Source organism: Sphingomicrobium astaxanthinifaciens (assembly GCF_022865105.1).
Lineage (GTDB): Bacteria > Pseudomonadota > Alphaproteobacteria > Sphingomonadales > Sphingomonadaceae > Sphingomicrobium > Sphingomicrobium astaxanthinifaciens.
Map to the genome: position 1 here is coordinate 598,475 of NZ_JAKNYM010000001.1, position 17,588 is coordinate 616,062.

At 68.8% G+C, this 17,588-nt stretch carries 16 protein-coding genes and 1 pseudogene; 11 read left to right on the forward strand and 6 right to left on the reverse strand.

Going from position 1 to position 17,588, the window contains the following annotated elements; genetic code table 11:
- Positions 1 to 233: 233 nt before the first annotated feature.
- A pseudogene (locus L8951_RS11705) lies at positions 234 to 548 on the forward strand (GAF domain-containing protein); the annotation flags it as partial.
- Positions 549 to 1,041: 493 nt separating this feature from the next.
- The gene (locus L8951_RS02925) at positions 1,042 to 1,806 is read left to right on the forward strand and encodes a response regulator (protein WP_244381497.1); all 765 of its coding nucleotides are present in this window, start codon (positions 1,042 to 1,044) and stop codon (positions 1,804 to 1,806) included.
- On the opposite strand, the gene L8951_RS02930 is transcribed toward L8951_RS02925, so the two are convergent.
- Positions 1,803 to 2,360, reverse strand: coding sequence for an FMN-dependent NADH-azoreductase (locus L8951_RS02930; protein WP_244381498.1), 558 nt, complete (start codon positions 2,358 to 2,360; stop codon positions 1,803 to 1,805). The genes L8951_RS02925 and L8951_RS02930 overlap by 4 nt on opposite strands.
- Before the next feature lie 110 nt (positions 2,361 to 2,470).
- On the opposite strand from L8951_RS02930, the gene L8951_RS02935 reads away from it, so the two are divergent.
- The 9 genes from L8951_RS02935 (at position 2,471) to L8951_RS02975 (ending at position 11,865) form a co-directional block, all read left to right on the forward strand.
- Positions 2,471 to 2,881: a winged helix-turn-helix transcriptional regulator gene (locus L8951_RS02935; RefSeq protein ID WP_244381499.1), complete on the forward strand. Its 411-nt coding sequence runs from the start codon at positions 2,471 to 2,473 to the stop codon at positions 2,879 to 2,881.
- Positions 2,882 to 2,939: 58 nt separating this feature from the next.
- Positions 2,940 to 4,088 carry a GGDEF domain-containing protein gene (locus tag L8951_RS11600; RefSeq protein WP_244381500.1) on the forward strand — a complete coding sequence of 383 codons (1,149 nt, stop codon included), beginning with the start codon at positions 2,940 to 2,942 and terminating at the stop codon, positions 4,086 to 4,088.
- 58 nt (positions 4,089 to 4,146) lie between these two features.
- Positions 4,147 to 5,094, forward strand: coding sequence for a calcium/sodium antiporter (locus tag L8951_RS02945; RefSeq protein ID WP_244381501.1), 948 nt, complete (start codon positions 4,147 to 4,149; stop codon positions 5,092 to 5,094).
- A gap of 10 nt (positions 5,095 to 5,104) precedes the next feature.
- Positions 5,105 to 7,426: a transketolase family protein gene (locus tag L8951_RS02950; RefSeq protein ID WP_244381502.1), complete on the forward strand. Its 2,322-nt coding sequence runs from the start codon at positions 5,105 to 5,107 to the stop codon at positions 7,424 to 7,426.
- A gap of 25 nt (positions 7,427 to 7,451) precedes the next feature.
- Positions 7,452 to 7,754 (forward strand): hypothetical protein, encoded by a 303-nt coding sequence (locus L8951_RS02955; RefSeq protein ID WP_244381503.1) that lies wholly within the window; start codon positions 7,452 to 7,454, stop codon positions 7,752 to 7,754.
- A 16-nt stretch (positions 7,755 to 7,770) separates the two neighbouring features.
- On the forward strand, positions 7,771 to 8,220 hold the full coding sequence (locus L8951_RS02960) for a MaoC family dehydratase (RefSeq protein WP_244381504.1): 450 nt from the start codon (positions 7,771 to 7,773) through the stop codon (positions 8,218 to 8,220).
- Positions 8,220 to 9,062: an HpcH/HpaI aldolase/citrate lyase family protein gene (locus L8951_RS02965; RefSeq protein ID WP_244381505.1), complete on the forward strand. Its 843-nt coding sequence runs from the start codon at positions 8,220 to 8,222 to the stop codon at positions 9,060 to 9,062. The genes L8951_RS02960 and L8951_RS02965 overlap by 1 nt, the downstream gene beginning before the upstream one ends.
- A gap of 91 nt (positions 9,063 to 9,153) precedes the next feature.
- Positions 9,154 to 10,206 (forward strand): NAD(P)-dependent alcohol dehydrogenase, encoded by a 1,053-nt coding sequence (locus L8951_RS02970; protein WP_244381506.1) that lies wholly within the window; start codon positions 9,154 to 9,156, stop codon positions 10,204 to 10,206.
- A gap of 84 nt (positions 10,207 to 10,290) precedes the next feature.
- Positions 10,291 to 11,865 (forward strand): MFS transporter, encoded by a 1,575-nt coding sequence (locus tag L8951_RS02975; RefSeq protein ID WP_244381507.1) that lies wholly within the window; start codon positions 10,291 to 10,293, stop codon positions 11,863 to 11,865.
- 22 nt (positions 11,866 to 11,887) lie between these two features.
- Here the strand turns inward: L8951_RS02975 and eda are convergent, their stop codons facing one another.
- Genes eda through zwf form a run of 5 tightly spaced genes read right to left on the reverse strand, consistent with a single transcriptional unit; the run spans position 11,888 to position 17,436 of the window.
- Positions 11,888 to 12,502 carry a bifunctional 4-hydroxy-2-oxoglutarate aldolase/2-dehydro-3-deoxy-phosphogluconate aldolase gene (eda, locus tag L8951_RS02980; protein ID WP_244381508.1) on the reverse strand — a complete coding sequence of 205 codons (615 nt, stop codon included), beginning with the start codon at positions 12,500 to 12,502 and terminating at the stop codon, positions 11,888 to 11,890.
- On the reverse strand, positions 12,499 to 13,473 hold the full coding sequence (locus tag L8951_RS02985) for a glucokinase (RefSeq protein WP_244381509.1): 975 nt from the start codon (positions 13,471 to 13,473) through the stop codon (positions 12,499 to 12,501). Before L8951_RS02985 ends, eda begins: the two co-directional genes overlap by 4 nt.
- Entirely contained in the window at positions 13,470 to 15,278 is a 1,809-nt protein-coding gene (gene edd / locus L8951_RS02990) for a phosphogluconate dehydratase (RefSeq protein ID WP_244381510.1), read from the reverse strand. Before edd ends, L8951_RS02985 begins: the two co-directional genes overlap by 4 nt.
- Before the next feature lie 9 nt (positions 15,279 to 15,287).
- Positions 15,288 to 15,989, reverse strand: coding sequence for a 6-phosphogluconolactonase (gene pgl / locus L8951_RS02995; RefSeq protein WP_244381511.1), 702 nt, complete (start codon positions 15,987 to 15,989; stop codon positions 15,288 to 15,290).
- Positions 15,982 to 17,436, reverse strand: a complete 1,455-nt coding sequence (gene zwf, locus L8951_RS03000) for a glucose-6-phosphate dehydrogenase (RefSeq protein ID WP_265535896.1) — start codon at positions 17,434 to 17,436, stop codon at positions 15,982 to 15,984. The genes pgl and zwf overlap by 8 nt, the downstream gene beginning before the upstream one ends.
- Between the last annotated feature and the right edge of the window lie 152 nt (positions 17,437 to 17,588).

Here is a 17,588-nt window from a genome sequence, read left to right on the forward strand (position 1 = left end):
GGGCATCGAGGCCGCGCGGCGCGTACCGCGCCGAGGCGGACAAAATGGTTGGTGAACGCGGGCTGCCCACCTATGTTCGTGGGATGGCCGGAAGCGATCTCCAGCGCAGCGCCGATAAGGTGATGGCGCTCGTCGAGCAGGAGCGACGGGTTCTGGCCGCGATCGCGGCCGGCCACTCGATCCACGCCGTGCTCGAGGACCTCCTGCGCGCGGTCGAGGCCGAGGATCCCGCGATGCTGACCTCGGTGCTGCTGTTGTCGGACGACGGCGAACACCTGCGGCACGGCGCCGCGCCAAGCCTGCCCGATGACTATAACGCCGCGATCGACGGGATCGCGATCGGCGAGGGCATCGGCTCGTGCGGGACGGCGGCGGCGCGGGGCAGCGCGGTCCATGTCGTCGACATCGAGCAGGACCCCTTGTGGGAGAATTTTCGCGACCTGGCCGCCCAAGCGGGGGTGCGCGCCTGCTGGTCGACCCCGATCCGCGCCGCCGATGGTCGCCTGCTGGGGACCTTCGCCATCTATTTTCGCGAGCCGCGCGAGGCGAAGGAAGAGGAGCATGCGCTCATCAGCGGGATCACCCAGACGGTCGCGCTGGCGCTCGAACGCCACTTGTCCGACCGCCGGCTGCGCGACAGCCAGAACAAGCTGCGTCGCCTCAACGCTACGCTCGAGCGCCGCGTCGCCGAGCGCACCGCCAAGTTGCTCGCCGCCGAAGAGGCGCTGTTCCAGGCGCAGAAGATGGAAGCGCTCGGCCAGATCACCGGCGGGGTCGCGCACGATTTCAACAATGTGTTGATGGCGGTGCAGACCAGCCTCGACCTTGTCGACAAGCGGCTGGCCGCGCCCGATGCGCAGGTTATGAGCCTGCTCGACAATGCGCGCGAGGGGGTCCGGCGCGGTACCGCGCTGACCCAGCGGATGCTCGCCTTCGCGCGCAAGCAGCAGCTCGCGCGCGAAGCCGTCGATGTCGCGGCGATGCTCGAGGACATGAGCGATCTGCTGCATTCCTCGCTCGGCCATGAGATCAGGCTCGAGCTTGACCTGCCGTCCGCGCTGCCCTGCGCGCTGGGCGACCGCCCTCAATATTGCCGTCAACGCGCGCGATGCGATGGAGGGTGGCGGTCGCCTGACGATCCGCGCCGAGGAGGTGGCGGCGGAACGCGCCTTCATCGCCCTGTCGCTGACCGACACGGGCGCGGGGATGGACGAGGAGACGATCGCGCGCGCGACCGAGCCCTTCTTCACCACCAAGGGGCCGGGGCTCGGGACCGGGCTCGGCTTGTCGATGGTCGAGGGGCTGGTCGAGCAACTCGGCGGGCGGCTCGAGCTCGACAGCGCGCCGGGCAAGGGCACGACGGTGCGCCTGTTGCTCCCGATCGCGCAGGGCGCGATCGCCCCCGCGCGGGACACGACCCGCCAGCGCGAGCCGGAGGTGCCCGGCTTTGCCTCGCGCCGCGTGCTCGCGGTCGACGATGATGCGCTGGTGCTGATGGGCACCGAGGGGATGCTCGAGGATCTCGGGCTCGAGGTGACGGTGGCCTCGTCCGCGACCGAAGCGCTGGCGCTGCTCGCCAAGACCGAGTTCGACCTGCTGCTGACCGACCAGGCGATGCCGGGGATGACCGGGACCGAACTGGCCGAGCGCGTGCGCGCCGACCACCCCGACCTGCCGATCATCCTCAACACCGGCTATGCCGAAGACCCGCAGGCGCCGCTGCCGCAGGTCGACTACCGGCTCGGCAAGCCCTTCACCGAGGCGCAGCTCGCCACCGCGATCGAGAGCGTGCTGCCCGCTCGCTAGGCGCGCACTGGCTCGAGCGCCGCCGCCAGCTGGTCGATCTCGGCGCGCGCCGCAGCGATCGCCTCGGCCTTGGCGGTCGGCGAGAGCGCGACGCCGCGCGCGGCGACGATCCGGGGCTCGACCCCGAGGAACTGGAAGAAGGCCTGCACATAGCTCTTGTTGTGCTCGAACGCGGACCCGTCCTCGTAATTGCCGCCGCTGGCGATCGCGACGATGACGCGCTTGTCGCCGACCAGCCCCTCGGGGCCGTTGTCGCCATAGCGGAAGGTAGTCCCCGCCAGCGCGATGCGATCGAACCACGCCTTGAGCTGGGTCGGGACGGTGAAATTGTAGGTCGGGGCGCCGATGACGATGGTGTCGGCCGCCATGAACTGGCGCACCCAGCGATTGTCCTCGGGGCGCCCGAGGAGATGCGGGATCGGGTCGGCGACGAGGTCGAGCCGCTCGACCGTGGTCGCGCCGTCGGCCAGCCGCTCGACCGCATGCGCGGTGAGCGCGCGGGTCACGCTGTCCGCGCCCTGGGTGGAACTGTCGATATGCAGGAGGGTGGTCATCGGTCGGACTCGCTTTCTTGGTTACGGTTTGATACCTGGACGCATATCGTGCCCACGGCTTTCGCCCGCAAGACGGCACAAGGTTGGGGATGAGGCACAAGGAGGGAACCATGCGACCGGACGACCAGCCGCCCGAAGCACCGCTCGAGGACCTCCATCTGGCCGGCTGCAAGAATGTCGCCCCCGTGCTCAACCGGGTCGGCGACAAATGGTCGATGCTGATCGTCATGGTGCTCGCCACCGGGGGGCGCCGCTTCAGCGAGCTCAAGCGCGAGATCGACGGCATCTCGCAGCGCATGCTGACCCGCTCGCTGCGCGGGCTCGAGCGCGACGGGCTGGTGAGCCGGACGGTGACCCCGTCGATCCCGCCGCGCGTCGACTATGCCCTGACCCCGCTCGGCCGATCGCTGACCGCGCCGGTGCGGGCGCTCGGCGACTGGGCGATCGCGCATATCGACTGCATCCGGGCGGCGCAGGCGAGCTATGACCGGCGCGAGGCGGACGAAGCCAATGCCCGTTAACCAAATTGGGCCATTTTTTGCTCTTTCCTGCCCTTCACCGCGTTGTTAAGCCGTCGCCGTGCAGATCGATCTCTACGTCCTGATGCTGGTCATCATCGCCGCGCTCGCGGTGGTGGTGGTGCTCGTCCAGGTGGGCCCCCAACGCCATGCCGCCACCTTCTATCTGGCGGGCGGGCTCCTGCTCGGCGGCGCCAGCACGATGCTGTTCTTCGAGGGTGGCGAGGCACCGCTGACGCGCGCGGCGCTCTATGCGCTCGACCCGCTCGGGCTGTGGGCGGCGGTGCAGTCGGTTCGCCTCTCGCTGGGCGGCGCGCGCGCGGGGCGCTGGCTGATGCGCCTCATCCTCGGCGGCATTGCATTGTCGTTGCTGCTGATCGCCGCGGGCGCCCCCATCGCGATCGAATATCTGCCCGCGCTCGGTGCGAGCCTCCTGGTTTATGTCGACGGGCTGCGCTTCCTGTGGCGCCGCGGACGCAGCACCATCCGCACCGGGTTGCTCGTGTCGCTGGGGGTGATGATGCTGACCGCGCTGGTGCGGCTGCCCTTCTTCCCCTCGCTGCTCGATGCCGGGCGCACCGACCTGTTCGCCGGCCCCGCCTGGCTGCCCGAATTCCTCCTCGTCACCAACGCCTTCGCGGTACCCGCCGTGGTCGGCTTCATCATCGCCGCAGTGGTCCAGCAGCAGCTGCGCCTCTATCGCCACCGCTCCGAGCATGACGGGCTGACCGAGCTGCTCACGCGCAGCGCCTTTGCCACCGCGCTGCGCGAGGAGCAGCCGGGTTTCGGCGCGATCGTGCTCGCCGACATCGATTTCTTCAAGAAGGTCAACGACCGTCACGGGCACGGGGTCGGCGACGATGTCATCCGCCATTTCGCCGCGCTGCTGGGGTCGGCCGCGCCGGTGGCGGGGCGGTTCGGCGGCGAGGAATTCGCGATCGCGCTGCCGGGCCATTCGATTGCCCGCGCCGCCGAACTGGCGGAGCGCCTGCGCGGTGAGTTCGCCACCTATCGCCACGAGGCTTTCGCCCCCGACGAGCGCCTCAGCGCCAGTTTCGGAGTGGCGCCTTATTACCGCCGCCGCCCGCTCGAGGCGAGCCTCGTCGAGGCCGACCGCGCGCTCTATCGCGCCAAGGGGCTGGGGCGCGACATGGTCTGCCTCTACGGCACCAACGAGTTCGAGCGCCCCGACACGCGGCAGAGCGCCTGAGCGTGCCGCGCGGGCGAAAAGAGCTTGCGATGCGCGGGCGTTTCGCTAGCCCACCCAGATGCCGACCTGGCTCGCCCTCCTCCTCGGTCTCCTGCTGCTCGCGGCGGGCGGCGAATTCCTCGTCCGCGGCACCGTGGGGCTTGCCCGCAAGCTCGGGATCTCGCCGCTGCTGGCCGGGCTCACCATCGTCGGCTTCGGCACCTCGGCGCCCGAACTGGTGACCAGCCTGCGCGCCGCGCTCACCGGATCGCCCGATATCGCGGTGGGCAATGTCATCGGCTCCAACATCGCCAACATCCTCCTCATCCTCGGCGCCTCGGCGCTGGTCATCGCCATCCCGATCACCCGCCCCGCCTTCCGCCGCGACGGGCTGGTGCTCGCGCTCTCGGCGCTGGCCGCGGTCGGCGCGGTGCTGGCGGGCGGGGTCAGCCGCGCGATCGGGGTCGGGCTGTTCGCCGCGCTCGTCGCCTATATCGTCTACGCCTATTTCTCCGAGAAGAACGCCGCGAGCGACAGCGTGACCGAGCAGGTCGATGCCGCCGTTGCCGCGCCGCAGAACGCGTTCCTCCTTGGCGGCATCACGCTGGCGGGGATCGGCGGGGTGATCTTCGGCGCGCGCTTCCTGGTCGAGGGGGCGGTCGAGCTGGCCACGCAGATGGGAGTCTCGCAGGCGGTGATCGGGCTGTCGGTGGTGGCGATCGGAACCAGCCTGCCCGAACTGGTCGCCTGCCTGGCGGCCGCGCTCAAGAAGGAGCCCGATGTGGCGCTCGGCAATGTCGTCGGCAGCTGCATCTACAACATCTTCGGCATCCTCGGCCTCACCGCGGTGGTGCAACCGCTGGGCGTACCCCCCGAGATCGCGGCGCTCGACATCTGGGTGCTCGCGGTCACGACCGCGCTGCTGCTCGTCTTCCTGCGGACCGGGCTCACCATCCAGCGCTGGGAGGGCGGCGTGCTGCTGCTCTCCTACGCCGCCTATCTGGCCTATCTCGTCACGCCCGCCTAAGAGGCAGCCCATGACCACCGACCTTGCCGCCCTCGACGCGCTCGACAGCCGCCTGCGCTGGCTCGCCAGCTGGACGATCCACCATGCCAACCACGTCCGCCCCAAGGCCGACGGGGTCAAGGTCGGGGGACATCAGGCGTCCTCGGCCTCGATCAGCGCGATCATGGCGGCGCTCTACTTCCACGCGCTCGGCCCCAACGACCGCGTCGCGGTCAAGCCGCATGCCGGGCCGGTGTTGCACGCGATCCACTATCTGCTCGGCACGCAGACCCGCCACCAGCTCGAGAATTTTCGCGGCCTCGGCGGGGCACAAAGCTATCCGAGCCGCACCAAGGACGCGATCCCCGTCGATTTCTCCACCGGCAGCGTCGGGCTCGGCGTGGCGATCACGCTCTTCTCCAGCCTCGTCCAGGACTATCTGCACGCGCATGGGCGGATCGACGCCGCCGAGCGCGGCCGCTTCGTCGCGCTGATCGGCGATGCCGAGCTCGACGAGGGCAATATCTACGAGGCGATCATCGAGGGGGCCAAGCATGACGTGCGCGGCCTGTGGTGGATCGTCGACTACAACCGCCAGAGCCTCGATGCGACCAGCGCCGACCGGATGTTCGAGCGGTTCGACGACATCTTCTCGGCGTGCGGCTGGCGCACGGTCGAGCTGCGCTTCGGCAAGAAGCTGGAGAAAGCGCTCGGGGGCAAGGGCGGCAAGGCGGTGCGCGACTGGCTCGAGGCGCTGCCCAACGCCGATTTCGCGGCGCTCCACTATCAGGGCGGGGCGGCGTGGCGGGCGCGGCTCGAGGCGGACCTCGGCAAGGCGGCGGCCCCCTTCCTCGCGGCGCACCGCGACGATGCCGCGCTCGGCACGCTGATGACCGACCTTGGCGGGCATTGCATGGAGACGCTCGTCGAGGCGTTCGACGCGGCCAAGCGCGACGACACCCCGACCTTCTTCATCGCGTGGACGGTCAAGGGGTTCGGGCTGCCCTTCGCCGGGCACAAGGACAATCACGCCGGGCTGATGAACCCGACGCAGGTCGCGGCGTGGCGCGACGAACTGGGGATCGCGCCTGGCGAGGAGTGGGAACCCCTCGCCGGGCTGTCGGGCAACATGCGCCCCAAGGTCGAGGCGCTGCTCGAGGCGACGCGCATCCGCCGCGACAAGCGCGCGCGCAGCTTCGGCAGCGTGCCGATCCCCGATCTGCCCGCCCCCGAGGGCGAGGAACAGTCGACGCAGGCCGCCTTCGGACGCCTCCTCATGGAGCTGTCGAAGCGCGGGGGCGAGCTGGCCGACCGCATCGTCACCACCTCGCCCGACGTGACCGTCTCGACCAACCTCGGCGGCTGGGTCAACAGCCGCGGGCTGTTCAAGCGGCGCGCGATGGAGGACGTCTTCGCCAAGGCCAAAATCCCGAGCGCGCAGAAATGGGCGGGCGACGAAGCGGGCCAGCATATCGAGCTGGGGATCGCCGAATCGAACCTCTTCCTGATGCTCGCGGCGGCGGGGCTCGCGGGCGATCACTGGCAGGAGCGTTTGTTCCCGATCGGCACGCTCTACGACCCCTTCATCGCGCGCGGCCTCGATAGCCTCAACTACGGCTGTTACCAGGATGCGCGCTTCCTGCTCGTCGCCACCCCGTCGGGGCTGACGCTGGGGCCCGAGGGCGGCGCGCACCAGTCGATCAACCCGCCGCTCATCGCGCTGGGCCAGCCGGGGCTGCGGCATTACGAACCCGCCTTCGCCGACGAACTGGCGGCGATGATGGAGGAGGCGTTCCGGCTGATCGACGATCCCGACGGCGAGAGCACCTACCTGCGGCTCTCCACGCGCCCGGTCGCGCAGGTCACGCGCGCGGACGCGGACGAGGACTGGAAGGCGGGCGCGCTGGCCGGCGGCTACTGGCTCAAGCCCCCCGCCGAGGGCGCCGAGGCGGCGATCGTGGCGATGGGCGCGCTGATGCCCGAGGCGCTCGCCGCGCACGCCGAACTGAGCGCCGACATTCCCGGCCTCGGCCTGCTCGCGGTGACCAGCCCCGACCTCCTCCATCGCGGCTGGACTGCGGCGCAGGCGGCGCGCTGGGCGGGGAACCGGGCGCCGAGCCATGTCGAGACGCTTCTGGGGCGGCTGGCGCCGGGCGCTGGGCTGGTCACGCTGTGCGACGCCGCGCCCGCCTCGCTGTCGTGGCTCGGCGGGGTGTGCGGCCAGCGGGTCGCCCCGCTCGGGGTCGAGCGCTTCGGCCAGACCGGCAACCTGGCCGATCTCTACGCGACCTACCGCCTCGACGCGCGGGCGATCACCGAAGCGATGGCCGAAATCCTCCTCACCCGATCTTAACCCTCTCGGCTTAATCGCGGTTGTCATGACCCGATCGCCCGACATGCTCGACCAGAGCCTCGCCCACGAAATCGAGGAAGCGCGCAAGCTGCTCGAGGTGATGGGCGATGAACTGGCCGCCGATATCGACATCATCACCAAGCACTGCACGAGCCTGCAGACGATCGACATCGTCATGCAGATCCTCGGCCATATCGCCAACGTGGTGCGCTCGGACGACCGGCGCGATGCGGTCGATGCGATCGGCATGCACGATCTCAAGATGAAGCTGCTGCCCGCGGCCATCGACGCGGCGCGCAAAGCCGCCGCTTGCGAACGCGCGGCCTAGACCCTAGTCCCAGATCATGTCCGGACGATATTTCGATCAGTGGTCGGTAGGCGACGTCGTGCGCCATCCCATCACCCGCACGGTGACGGAGACCGACAACATCCTGATCACCACGCTCACCCACAACCCGCAGCCGCTTCACCTCGACCATGAGGCCGCCGCGGCGACCGAATTCGGCAAGCCGCTCGTCAACAGCTGCTTCACCTTCAGCCTCGCGGTCGGCATCTCGGTCGGCGAGACGACGCTGGGCACGTTGGTCGCCAACCTCGGCTATGACGAGCTCAAGTTCCCCAAGCCCGTGTTCGTCGGCGACACGCTGCGGATCGAGAGCGAGTGCCTCGGCGTGCGGCCGAGCAAGTCGCGCCCCGATGCGGGCATCGTCACCTGGGAACATCGCGCCTACAACCAGGCCGATGCGCTCGTCCTCTCCTTCAAGCGCTCGGCGCTCCTCAAGAAGTCCGCCTGATGTCCGACCTGCCCCCGCCGCGCAGCTGGCTGTTCGTCCCCGCCGATAGCGAGAAGAAGATCGACAAGGCGCTGGGCTCCGAAGCCGACGCGATCATCTTCGACCTCGAGGACAGCGTCGCGCCCGCCGCCAAGGCGTTCGCGCGCGACCTCCTCAAGGAGCTCGGTCCGCGCCATGGCGGCCCGCGCTGGTGGGTCCGGATCAACCCGATGTTCGCGCCCGAGCATCGCGAGGACCTCAAGCTGTTTTCCAAGGCCGAGTTCGAGGGCATCGTCCTGCCCAAGGCCGAGAGCGAGGACGACCTTGTCCACCTCGCCCATTCGACCGGCTCGATCCCGATCCACGCGATCGTCACCGAGACCCCCGCGAGCCTCTTCAACCTCGGGTCCTACAAGGGCACGCAGGCGCCGCTCGCGGCGATGAGCTGGGGCGCCGAGGACCTGTCGTCGGCGCTCGGGGCGCGGTCGAAATATGCCGCCGACGGCAAGCTCGCCTTTACCTACCAGCTCGCCCGATCGCTGTGCCTCGCGGGCGCGGTCGCGGCGGGCGCGCAGCCGGTCGACGGGGTCTATACCGATTTCAGGAACGACGAGGGGTTGAAGGAAGAGGCGCGCGCTGCGGCGAGTGAGGGCTTTACCGGCAAACTCGCGATCCACCCCGCGCAGGTGCCGATCATCAACGCCGCCTTCACGCCGTCCGATACCGAGGTGGCGCGCGCCAAGGCGATCGTCGATGCCTTTGCCGCGCACCCCGACGCCGGCGTGCTCGACGTGGGTGGGCGGATGGTCGATCGCCCCCACCTCACGCAGGCCAAGGCGCTGCTCGCCCGCGCCAAGCGCTGAGCCCGCGCCCGCGCCGCGCCCGGCACCGGCGTTGCCTCGGCCCGCCGACCTGCGCTATCGTCATCGCCCGGGGGGGTCGCAGGAGTTTGCCATGCCGACCCAAGCCTTCGGATGGGGTGTCGAGAGCCCCGACGACGAGATCCATGCGCTGCGATTCGAACGCCGCGACCCGCGTCCCGACGACGTCACCATCGCGATCAGCCATTGCGGCATCTGCCACAGCGACCTTCACTTCGCCCATGACGACTGGGGGATGAGCAATTATCCGATGGTCCCCGGCCACGAGATCGTCGGCACGGTCACCGCTGTCGGCCCCGAGGTGACGACGTTCGCCGTCGGCGATCGCGTCGGCGTCGGCTGCATGGTCGACAGCTGCCTGCAGTGCGAATATTGCACCGGCGGGCAGGAGCAATTCTGCGTCGAGGGCCCGACCTTCACTTATGGCGTGCCCGATCGCAACGGCGAGCTCACCCAAGGCGGCTATTCGGATCACCTGCTGGTGCGCGAGGAGTTCGTGTGCCGCATCCCCGACGGCCTCGACATGGCCAAGGCGGCGCCGCTGCTGTGCGCGGGCATCACCACCTATTCGCCCTTGAAGCGCTGGGGCGTGCGGAAGGGCACCAAGGTCGCGGTCGTCGGCCTCGGCGGGCTCGGGCACATGGCGGTGAAGATCGCCTTGGCGATGGGCGCCGAGGTGAAGGTGGTGACGACCTCGCCCGAAAAAGCCGAGGCGGCGCGCGCGATGGGGGCGAGCGACGTCGTCGTCTCGACCGATCCCGAGGCGATGGAAGCGGCGGCGGCCTCCTTCGACCTCGTCATCGACACGGTTCCCGTGACGCATGACATCGACCCCTACGTCACCTTGCTGCGACCCAACGGCACGATGGTCGTCGTCGGCGCGCTCGAACCCTTGCCCGGGGTGTCGGGCTTCAACCTCATCTTCGGCAATCGCGCGGTGGCGGGATCGGCCATCGGCGGGGTCGCCGAAACACAGGAGATGCTCGATTTCTGCGCCGAGCACGGCATCGTTCCCGAGATCGAACTGATCAAGGGCGAGGACATCGCGTCGGCCTGGTCGACCCTTGAGCAGGGCGACATCGCGCACCGCTTCGTGATCGACGTCGCGGGCAGCCGGTCGGGCTAGGGCTTGAACCTCCCCCGCGAGGCGCTAAGGCTGGCGGCGAACGGAATTCGGGGGGAATTGATGTCTCAGTCCAAGCCTTGGTCGATGGCCAAGGTCGTCACCGCATCGTCCGCGGGCACCGCGTTCGAATGGTACGACTTCTTCATCTTCGGCGCGCTTGCGAGCGTGATCGGGCAGGTCTTCTTTTCCGGCCTTTCGGACACGATGGGCGTGATCGCCGCGCTCGGGCTGTTCGCGGCGGGCTTTGCCTTCCGCCCGCTCGGCGCGATCGTGTTCGGCGCGATGGGCGACCGCATCGGGCGCAAGGCGACCTTCCTCATCACCGTCTCGCTGATGGGCGGCGCGACCTTCGCGATCGGCCTGTTGCCGACCTATGCGAGCGCGGGGCTCGTCGCCCCCATCCTCCTCATCATCCTGCGCATCTGCCAGGGCATGGCGATCGGTGGCGAATATGGCGGTGCGGCGATCTATGTCGCCGAGCATGCCGACGACGACAAGCGCGGCGCCGCGACCGGCTGGATCCAGGCGAGCGCGGCCTTCGGCCTGATCGCCGCGCTGCTGGTCATCTACTTCACCCGCACCAGCATCGGCGAGGACGCCTTCCTCGACTGGGGCTGGCGCGTGCCCTTCCTCGTCTCGATCCTGCTGCTGGCGATCAGCGTCTGGATGCGCTTCAAGCTCAACGAGAGCCCCGCCTACCAGAAGCTCAAGGAAGAGGGCGCGGTCACCTCGACCCCGCTGCGCGAAGCCTTTGCCGAGAAGAAGAGCGCCAAGAAGGTGCTCACCGCCTTCTTCGGCTTCATGGCCGCGCAGGGAGCGCTGTGGTATTGTGCCTTCTTCTACGTCCAGGTGTTCCTCGAGAAGAATCTCGGGATACCGGGCGCCGAGGTGAACTGGATCATCCTGATTGTCACCATCGTGTCGGCGCCGCTCTACGTCTTCTTCGGCTGGCTCTCGGACCGGCTCGGGCGCAAGCCCGTGATGGTCGGCGGCATGCTGATCGGGCTGGTCGCCTTCTTCCCCGGTTTCCATGCCATCGCCGATGCGGTCAATCCGCAGCTCAGCCGGGCGCAGGCCGAAAGCCCGGTCGTCATCGTGACCGACCTTGCCACCTGTTCCTCGCAGTTCGACCCCACCGGGACCGCGCAATTCACTACCGCCTGTGACATCGCCTCCAAGGCGGTGATCGACAGCGGGGTGGGCTACCAGCGGGTCGCGAGCGATGACGGCACCACCGCGATCACGATCGGCGAGACCGCCATCGCGGTCGCCGAGGCGGGCACCGTCGACATGGCCGGGCTCGACGCGGCGCTGCGCAGCGCCGGCTACCCGCTCGCCGCCGATCTCGACGAGGTCGACTGGACCACGCTCTATTTCTGGATGCTCGTCTTCACCGTGGCGGCGACCGCGCTGTACGGCCCGATGGCCGCCGCGCTGGTCGAGATGTTCCCCACCCGCATCCGTTATACCGCGATGAGCCTGCCCTACCATGTCGGCACCGGCTGGGTCGGCGGGTTCCTGCCGGTCACCGCCTTCACGATCGTCGCCGCGACCGGCGATATCTATGCCGGGCTCTGGTACCCCGTCTTCTTCATCGCGCTCAGCGTCGTCTGCGCGCTAGTCTTCTGGAAGGAGCGTCACGGCCAGCCGCTCCACTAGCGGCGGCTATGGGGGTGCGGGCCTAGCGGGCGAGGTCGGCGGCGGCGCGCGCGCGCCGCGCGACCTTGTCGAGGTCGGTCTCGCCCTTGGGCAGGATCCAGCTGCCGCCGACGCAGAGGACCGCGTCATGCGCGAGCCAGTCGGCGGCGGTCTCCTCGCGGATGCCCCCGGTGGGGCAGAATTTGGCCATCGACAGCGGCGCCGAAATGGCCTTCAGCGCGGGCAGCCCTCCATTGGCCTCGGCGGGGAAGAACTTGAACCGATCGAGCCCCATGTCGAGCCCGCGCATTACCTCGCTGGCGGTGGCCACGCCGGGCAGGATCGGGACCTGCTTGTCGTGCGCCGCGCGCACCACCCAGTCGGTGAGACCGGGCGAGACGATGAACTGGGCACCATAGTCGACCGCCTCGTAGAGCATGACCGGGTTGAGCACCGTTCCCGCGCCCAGGATCGCGCCCTCGACCCGGCTCATCTTCTCCATCGCCTCGAGCGCCCCCTCGGTGCGCAGCGTGACCTCGATCACGGGGAGCCCGTTCTCGACCAGCGTCTCGGCGAGCGCGACCGGGTCGGGCGCGTCATCGTCGAGCACGAGGACGGGAATGACGGGGGCGCGCCCCATGATGTCGTCGATGGTCATGGATGTTCCTTGGCAAAGGCTACCGCCGCGCCATAGAGGCCCGGCTGCGGATGGGTGACGAGCTTGACGGGGATGTTCTGCATGCGCCGTTCGAAGCGCCCCTTGGCGACGAAGCGGCCGGCAAAGCCCGAACGCTCGAAACGGTCGCGCAGCCGATAGCCGAGCCCGCCCGCGAGCACGACCGCATTGGCGCCATGCGCCAGCGCGAGGTCCCCCGAGACCGCGCCCAGCGACAGGAAGAAGCGGTCCAGGGCGGCGGCCGCGAGCGCATCGCTGCCCTCCATCGCCATCGTCCACAATTCGATATCCTCGACCTCGCGCACCGGCTTGCCCTCGATCGCGCCGAGCGCCTCGTAGATGTTCACCAGCCCCGAGCCGCAGGCGATGCGCTCGACCGAGACGCGGACGTAGCGCTTGCGCAGCCGTTGGAGGATGCGATCCTCAAGGCTGTCGAGGGGCGCGAAATCGACGTGCCCGCCCTCGGTGGCGATGACGTGGTTGTGGCCGTCCTCGGTCTTGAGCACCTGCGCCACCCCGAGCCCCGTGCCGGGGCCAACGATGGTGGTGACGCCGTGGCGCGGGAAGGGGCCCTCGGGCCCGGTGACGTGGAGGAAGTCCTCGTCGCCCAGTTCGCCCACCGCATGGCCGATCGCGGCAAAGTCGTTGACGATGGTGAAATGATCGACGCCCAGCTTTTCCTGCGCGAGCGCGGGGCGGATCACCCACGGGTTGTTGGTGAGCTTGAGCACCTCGCCGTCGACCGGCCCCGCAAAGGCGATCGACAGGTCCTTGGGCTCGGGTCCCGGGTTGATCTCGCAGAAATGCCGCCACGCGGTCTGGAAGCTGGCATGATCGTTGGTGCCGAGCGTCACCGGCTCGGACAGCGAGGTCACGTGGGTGCCATCGAGCTCGGCGATAGCGAAACGGGCATGCGTGCCGCCGACATCGGCAACGGCGATGGTGCGGGTCACAGCGAGGTCTCCATGGCGTGCAGCATGGCCGATCCGCCCTTTTCGGCTTCATCGGCGTGGTGACGGAACAGCGCGAACAGCTCGCGCCCGGTGCCGACCGGCGGCGGGGGCGCATCGGCGGCCTCGCGGCTGTCCAGATCGACCCCCACCGCCTCGAGCGCGCCGGTCTCGGCGCAGACGCGGACGACATCGCCATCGCGCAGGAAGGCGAGCGGTCCGCCCCCGAGCGCTTCGGGCGAACAGTGGATCGCGGCGGGCACCTTGCCCGACGCACCGCTCATCCGTCCGTCGGTGACCAGCGCGACCTTGTGCCCGCGGTCCTGCAGCACGCCGAGTGGCGGGGTGAGCTTGTGCAATTCGGGCATGCCGTTGGCGCGCGGTCCCTGGAAACGCACGACGACCACGACATCCTTGTCGAGTTCGCCCGCCTCGAACGCGTCGACCACGCTCTTCTGGTCGGCAAAGATCCGGCACGGCGCCTCGATCGTCCAGCGCTCTTTCTCGACCGCGCTGGTCTTGAAGCAGGCGCGCCCGAGGTTGCCGGCAAGGAGCCGCATGCCCCCGTCGGGCTGGAACGGGTCGCTCGCGGGGCGCAGCATGCTGTCGTTCGACGACGCCGTCACCGCTTCCCAGCGCAGCCCCTCGCCATCCTCGACCGGGTTGGTCGCATAGGCGGCGAAATCGTCATGCCCCGCCGGCTGGTGATCATGCACCAGCCCCGCCTCGCGCAGCGTGTGCGTCACGAACGCCATCCCGCCCGCATGGTGGAAGTCGTTGGTGTCGCCCGAGCCGTTGGGATAGACGCGCGCGATCAGCGGCACCGCCTTGGAAATGTCGGCCAAGTCCTGCCAGTCGAAGACGATCCCCGCCGCGCGCGCGATCGCGGGCAAATGGATCATGTGGTTGGTCGAACCACCGGTGGCCATCAGCCCCACGGCCGCATTGACGATGGCGCGTTCATCGACCGTGTCGCACAGCCGCCTCTTCGCCTTGGCGAGTTCGGCGACGCGGTGCACGGCGGCGCGGGTCAGCTTCTGGCGCAGCTTGGTGCCCGGGTTGGCGAAGGCCGCGCCGGGCACGTGCAGCCCCATCATCTCCATCATCATCTGGTTCGAATTGGCGGTGCCGTAGAAGGTGCAGGTGCCCTGCCCGTGGTAGCTCGCGCTCTCGGCCGCGAGCAGTTCCTCCTTGCTCGCCTTGCCCTCGGCATAGAGCTGGCGCACGCGCTGCTTTTCCTTGTTGGCGAGCCCCGAGGGCATCGGCCCCGCGGGCACCAGCAGCACCGGCAGGTGCCCGAAGCGCAGCGCGCCGATCAGCATGCCGGGCACGATCTTGTCGCAGATGCCGAGCATCGCCACGCCCTCGAACATCCCGTGCGACAGCGCGATCCCCGTGCCCATCGCGATATTGTCGCGGCTGAACAGCGACAGGTCCATGCCGGGCTGCCCCTGCGTCACCCCGTCGCACATGGCGGGCACCCCGCCCGCGACCTGCGCGGTCGCCCCCGCCTCGCGCGCCCAGATCTTCATCTGTTCGGGGTAGCGATAGTAAGGGGCGTGCGCCGAGAGCATGTCGTTGAACGCGGTGACGATGCCGATGTTGGGCCCGGCGAAGGTGCGGATCGCCTTCTTGTCATCGCCCGCCGCCGCAAAGCCGTGCGCGAAATTGCCGCACGACAGCCGCTGGCGGTCGATCCCCCGTTCGCCTTCGGCATCCATCAGCTTAAGATAGGCCTCGCGAGAGGCCCGGCTCTTCTCGCGGATCCGGTCGGTGACGGCGGCGATGCGGGGGTCGAGGGTGGCCATGACGCGTCTTCAGGGAGCCCAGTGGATGTCGATCGGGAATTCGGATTCGGCGAGGACGCGCACGATCGGCAGCTTGGAGGACTGGCCGTCCGCGAGACCTTCCTCGAGGATCCGCTTCTTCTCCTCGCCCGTGATGGTGACGATGATCGTGCGCGCCTGGAGGATCCCGGCGCGGGTCAGCGTCACGCGGTCGACGGGGGCCTCGGGCGGCATCGGGTCGGGACGCACGCCGATGGCCAGGTTCGCCTTGGGCGCATCGAGCGCGCTGTCGAGGTCGGGGCCGGGGAAGATCGAGGCGGTATGCCCGTCGGTGCCCATCCCCAGCCAGACGAGGTCGGGCGGCCACTTCAGGTCCTTGAGCCGCGCGTTGGCGGCATGGCCCGCCATCACATAATCGTCATTCTCGGTGGCGATCGGGTAGATGCGCGCGCCGGTCGAGATCATCGCCTGCGCGATGGCACGGACGTTGGACAGTTCGTTGTCGACGGGAACGAGGCGGTCATCGCCCGGGATGATCGTCACCCGCTTCCACGGCAGCTTCTTCTCCGCCAGCCGCTCCCACACCGCCTTGGGCGTCGAGCCGCCGGGGAAGGCGAGCAGGCTTTCGCCGCGCGCGTCGATCGCGCTCTCGACGATGAAACCGATATCGCCCGCGACCGCATCGGCCATTTCCTCGCGGTCGTCATAATCCCACCATTCGGCTTCAATCATTCCACTGCCTTCCATCCTTGGTCATCCGCTCCGCCGAGGACGCGGGTCCCCAGCCTCCTGCTGCATAGGGTTCGGGGGTCATTCCCGCCTCGAGCCAGCTGGCCCGCAGCCGGTCGATAAAATGCCATTGGGCCTCGATCTCGTCGCGCCGCACGAACAGCGTCGGGTCGCCCTCGATCAGGTCGAGCAGCAGCCGCTCGTAGGCGATCCGCCGCCGATAATCCGAAAAGGCCTTGTCGAGCGTGATGTCGAGCGGGACCTCGCGCAAGGCCATCCCGCCGCGATCGAGCCCGGGCGTCTTGGTCATGATCTTGAGCCGGATATTCTCTTCGGGCTGGATCGAGATGATCAGCTCGTTGGGCTGGGGCACCGCGTTGACGTTCGAGAAGATCGAGTGCGGCACACACTTGAACTGGATCAGGATCTCGGTCTTGCGGGTGGCCATGCGCTTGCCGTGGCGCAGGTAGAAGGGCACCCCCGACCAGCGCCAGTTGTCGACATGCGCGCGCAGCGCGATGAAGGTCTCGGTCTCGCTCGGCTCGCCCAGTTCATCGGCATAGGCGCGCACCGCCTCGCCGCCCAACTCGCCCTCGCCATATTGGCCGAGGATCACATTGTCGGGCGCATCGTCCTTCTCGATCGGGCGCAGCGCCTTCAAGACCTTGACCTTCTCGGCGCGCACCGCCTCTGGGTCATAGTCGGCGGGCGGTTCCATCGCCACCAGCGCGAGCAGCTGGAGCATGTGGTTCTGGAGCATGTCGCGGCTGGCGCCGGCATCGTCATAATAACCCGCGCGACCCTCGAGCCCAACCGTCTCGGCGACGGTGATCTGGACATGATCGACATGGCCCGCGTTCCACACCGGCTCGAGCAGCGAATTGGCAAAACGCAGCGCGAGCAGGTTCTGGACCGTCTCCTTGCCGAGATAATGGTCGATCCGGAAGATGCGCTCCTCGGGAAAGGCGGCGGCCACGGCATCGTTGATCTTCTGCGAGCTCGGAAGGTCGGTGCCGATCGGCTTCTCGAGCGCGAGCCGCACGGTCGGTCCCGCCAGCCCCACGCGCTCGAGGTTCTCGATCACGGTGGTGAACAGCGAGGGCGCGGTCGACAGGAAGATCGCGACCCCCCGGTCGATCTCGATCCGCGCGGCGAGCTCGTCATAGCCCTCGGGGGTGGTGGCATCGACGGGCAGGTAGGACAATTGCGCGGCGAATTTGCGCGCGGTGATCTCGTTGTAGAAATCGGCGGGCAGGCGCTCGCGCAGCGCCGTCACCGCGGTCTCGCGGAATTCGGCATCGGTCAGTTCGCTGCGTGCGGTGCCGATGATCTGCACATCCTCGGGCAGCAGCCGGTCGGCGTAGAGGCCGTAGAGCGACGGAAGGAGCATGCGCCGCGACAGGTCGCCGGTCGCGCCGAACAGGAGGAGGGTCGAGGCCTTGTCGCTCAAGAGGAGTTCCTTCAGTCCCGGGACACCGCGTCCGTGGGAACGTTCACACGGGGGTCTTCCTGCCACCCTCGGGCAGCGCTGAAAACCCCCTGATCGTTCCCCTCGCCCCGCCTTACTGCGCTTCGCCGCCGAGCGCAAAGCCCCGGTCCCGG

Bases quoted from the DNA above. Each gene is read 5' to 3' on its own strand.
- L8951_RS02930 (WP_244381498.1), bottom strand. From the start codon at position 2,360: ATGACCACCCTCCTGCATATCGACAGTTCCACCCAGGGCGCGGACAGC.
- L8951_RS02935 (WP_244381499.1), top strand. From the start codon at position 2,471: ATGCGACCGGACGACCAGCCGCCCGAAGCACCGCTCGAGGACCTCCAT.
- L8951_RS02945 (WP_244381501.1), top strand. From the start codon at position 4,147: ATGCCGACCTGGCTCGCCCTCCTCCTCGGTCTCCTGCTGCTCGCGGCG.
- L8951_RS02950 (WP_244381502.1), top strand. From the start codon at position 5,105: ATGACCACCGACCTTGCCGCCCTCGACGCGCTCGACAGCCGCCTGCGC.
- L8951_RS02955 (WP_244381503.1), top strand. From the start codon at position 7,452: ATGACCCGATCGCCCGACATGCTCGACCAGAGCCTCGCCCACGAAATC.
- L8951_RS02960 (WP_244381504.1), top strand. From the start codon at position 7,771: ATGTCCGGACGATATTTCGATCAGTGGTCGGTAGGCGACGTCGTGCGC.
- L8951_RS02965 (WP_244381505.1), top strand. From the start codon at position 8,220: ATGTCCGACCTGCCCCCGCCGCGCAGCTGGCTGTTCGTCCCCGCCGAT.
- L8951_RS02970 (WP_244381506.1), top strand. From the start codon at position 9,154: ATGCCGACCCAAGCCTTCGGATGGGGTGTCGAGAGCCCCGACGACGAG.
- L8951_RS02975 (WP_244381507.1), top strand. From the start codon at position 10,291: ATGGCCAAGGTCGTCACCGCATCGTCCGCGGGCACCGCGTTCGAATGG.
- eda (WP_244381508.1), bottom strand. From the start codon at position 12,502: ATGACCATCGACGACATCATGGGGCGCGCCCCCGTCATTCCCGTCCTC.
- edd (WP_244381510.1), bottom strand. From the start codon at position 15,278: ATGGCCACCCTCGACCCCCGCATCGCCGCCGTCACCGACCGGATCCGC.
- pgl (WP_244381511.1), bottom strand. From the start codon at position 15,989: ATGATTGAAGCCGAATGGTGGGATTATGACGACCGCGAGGAAATGGCC.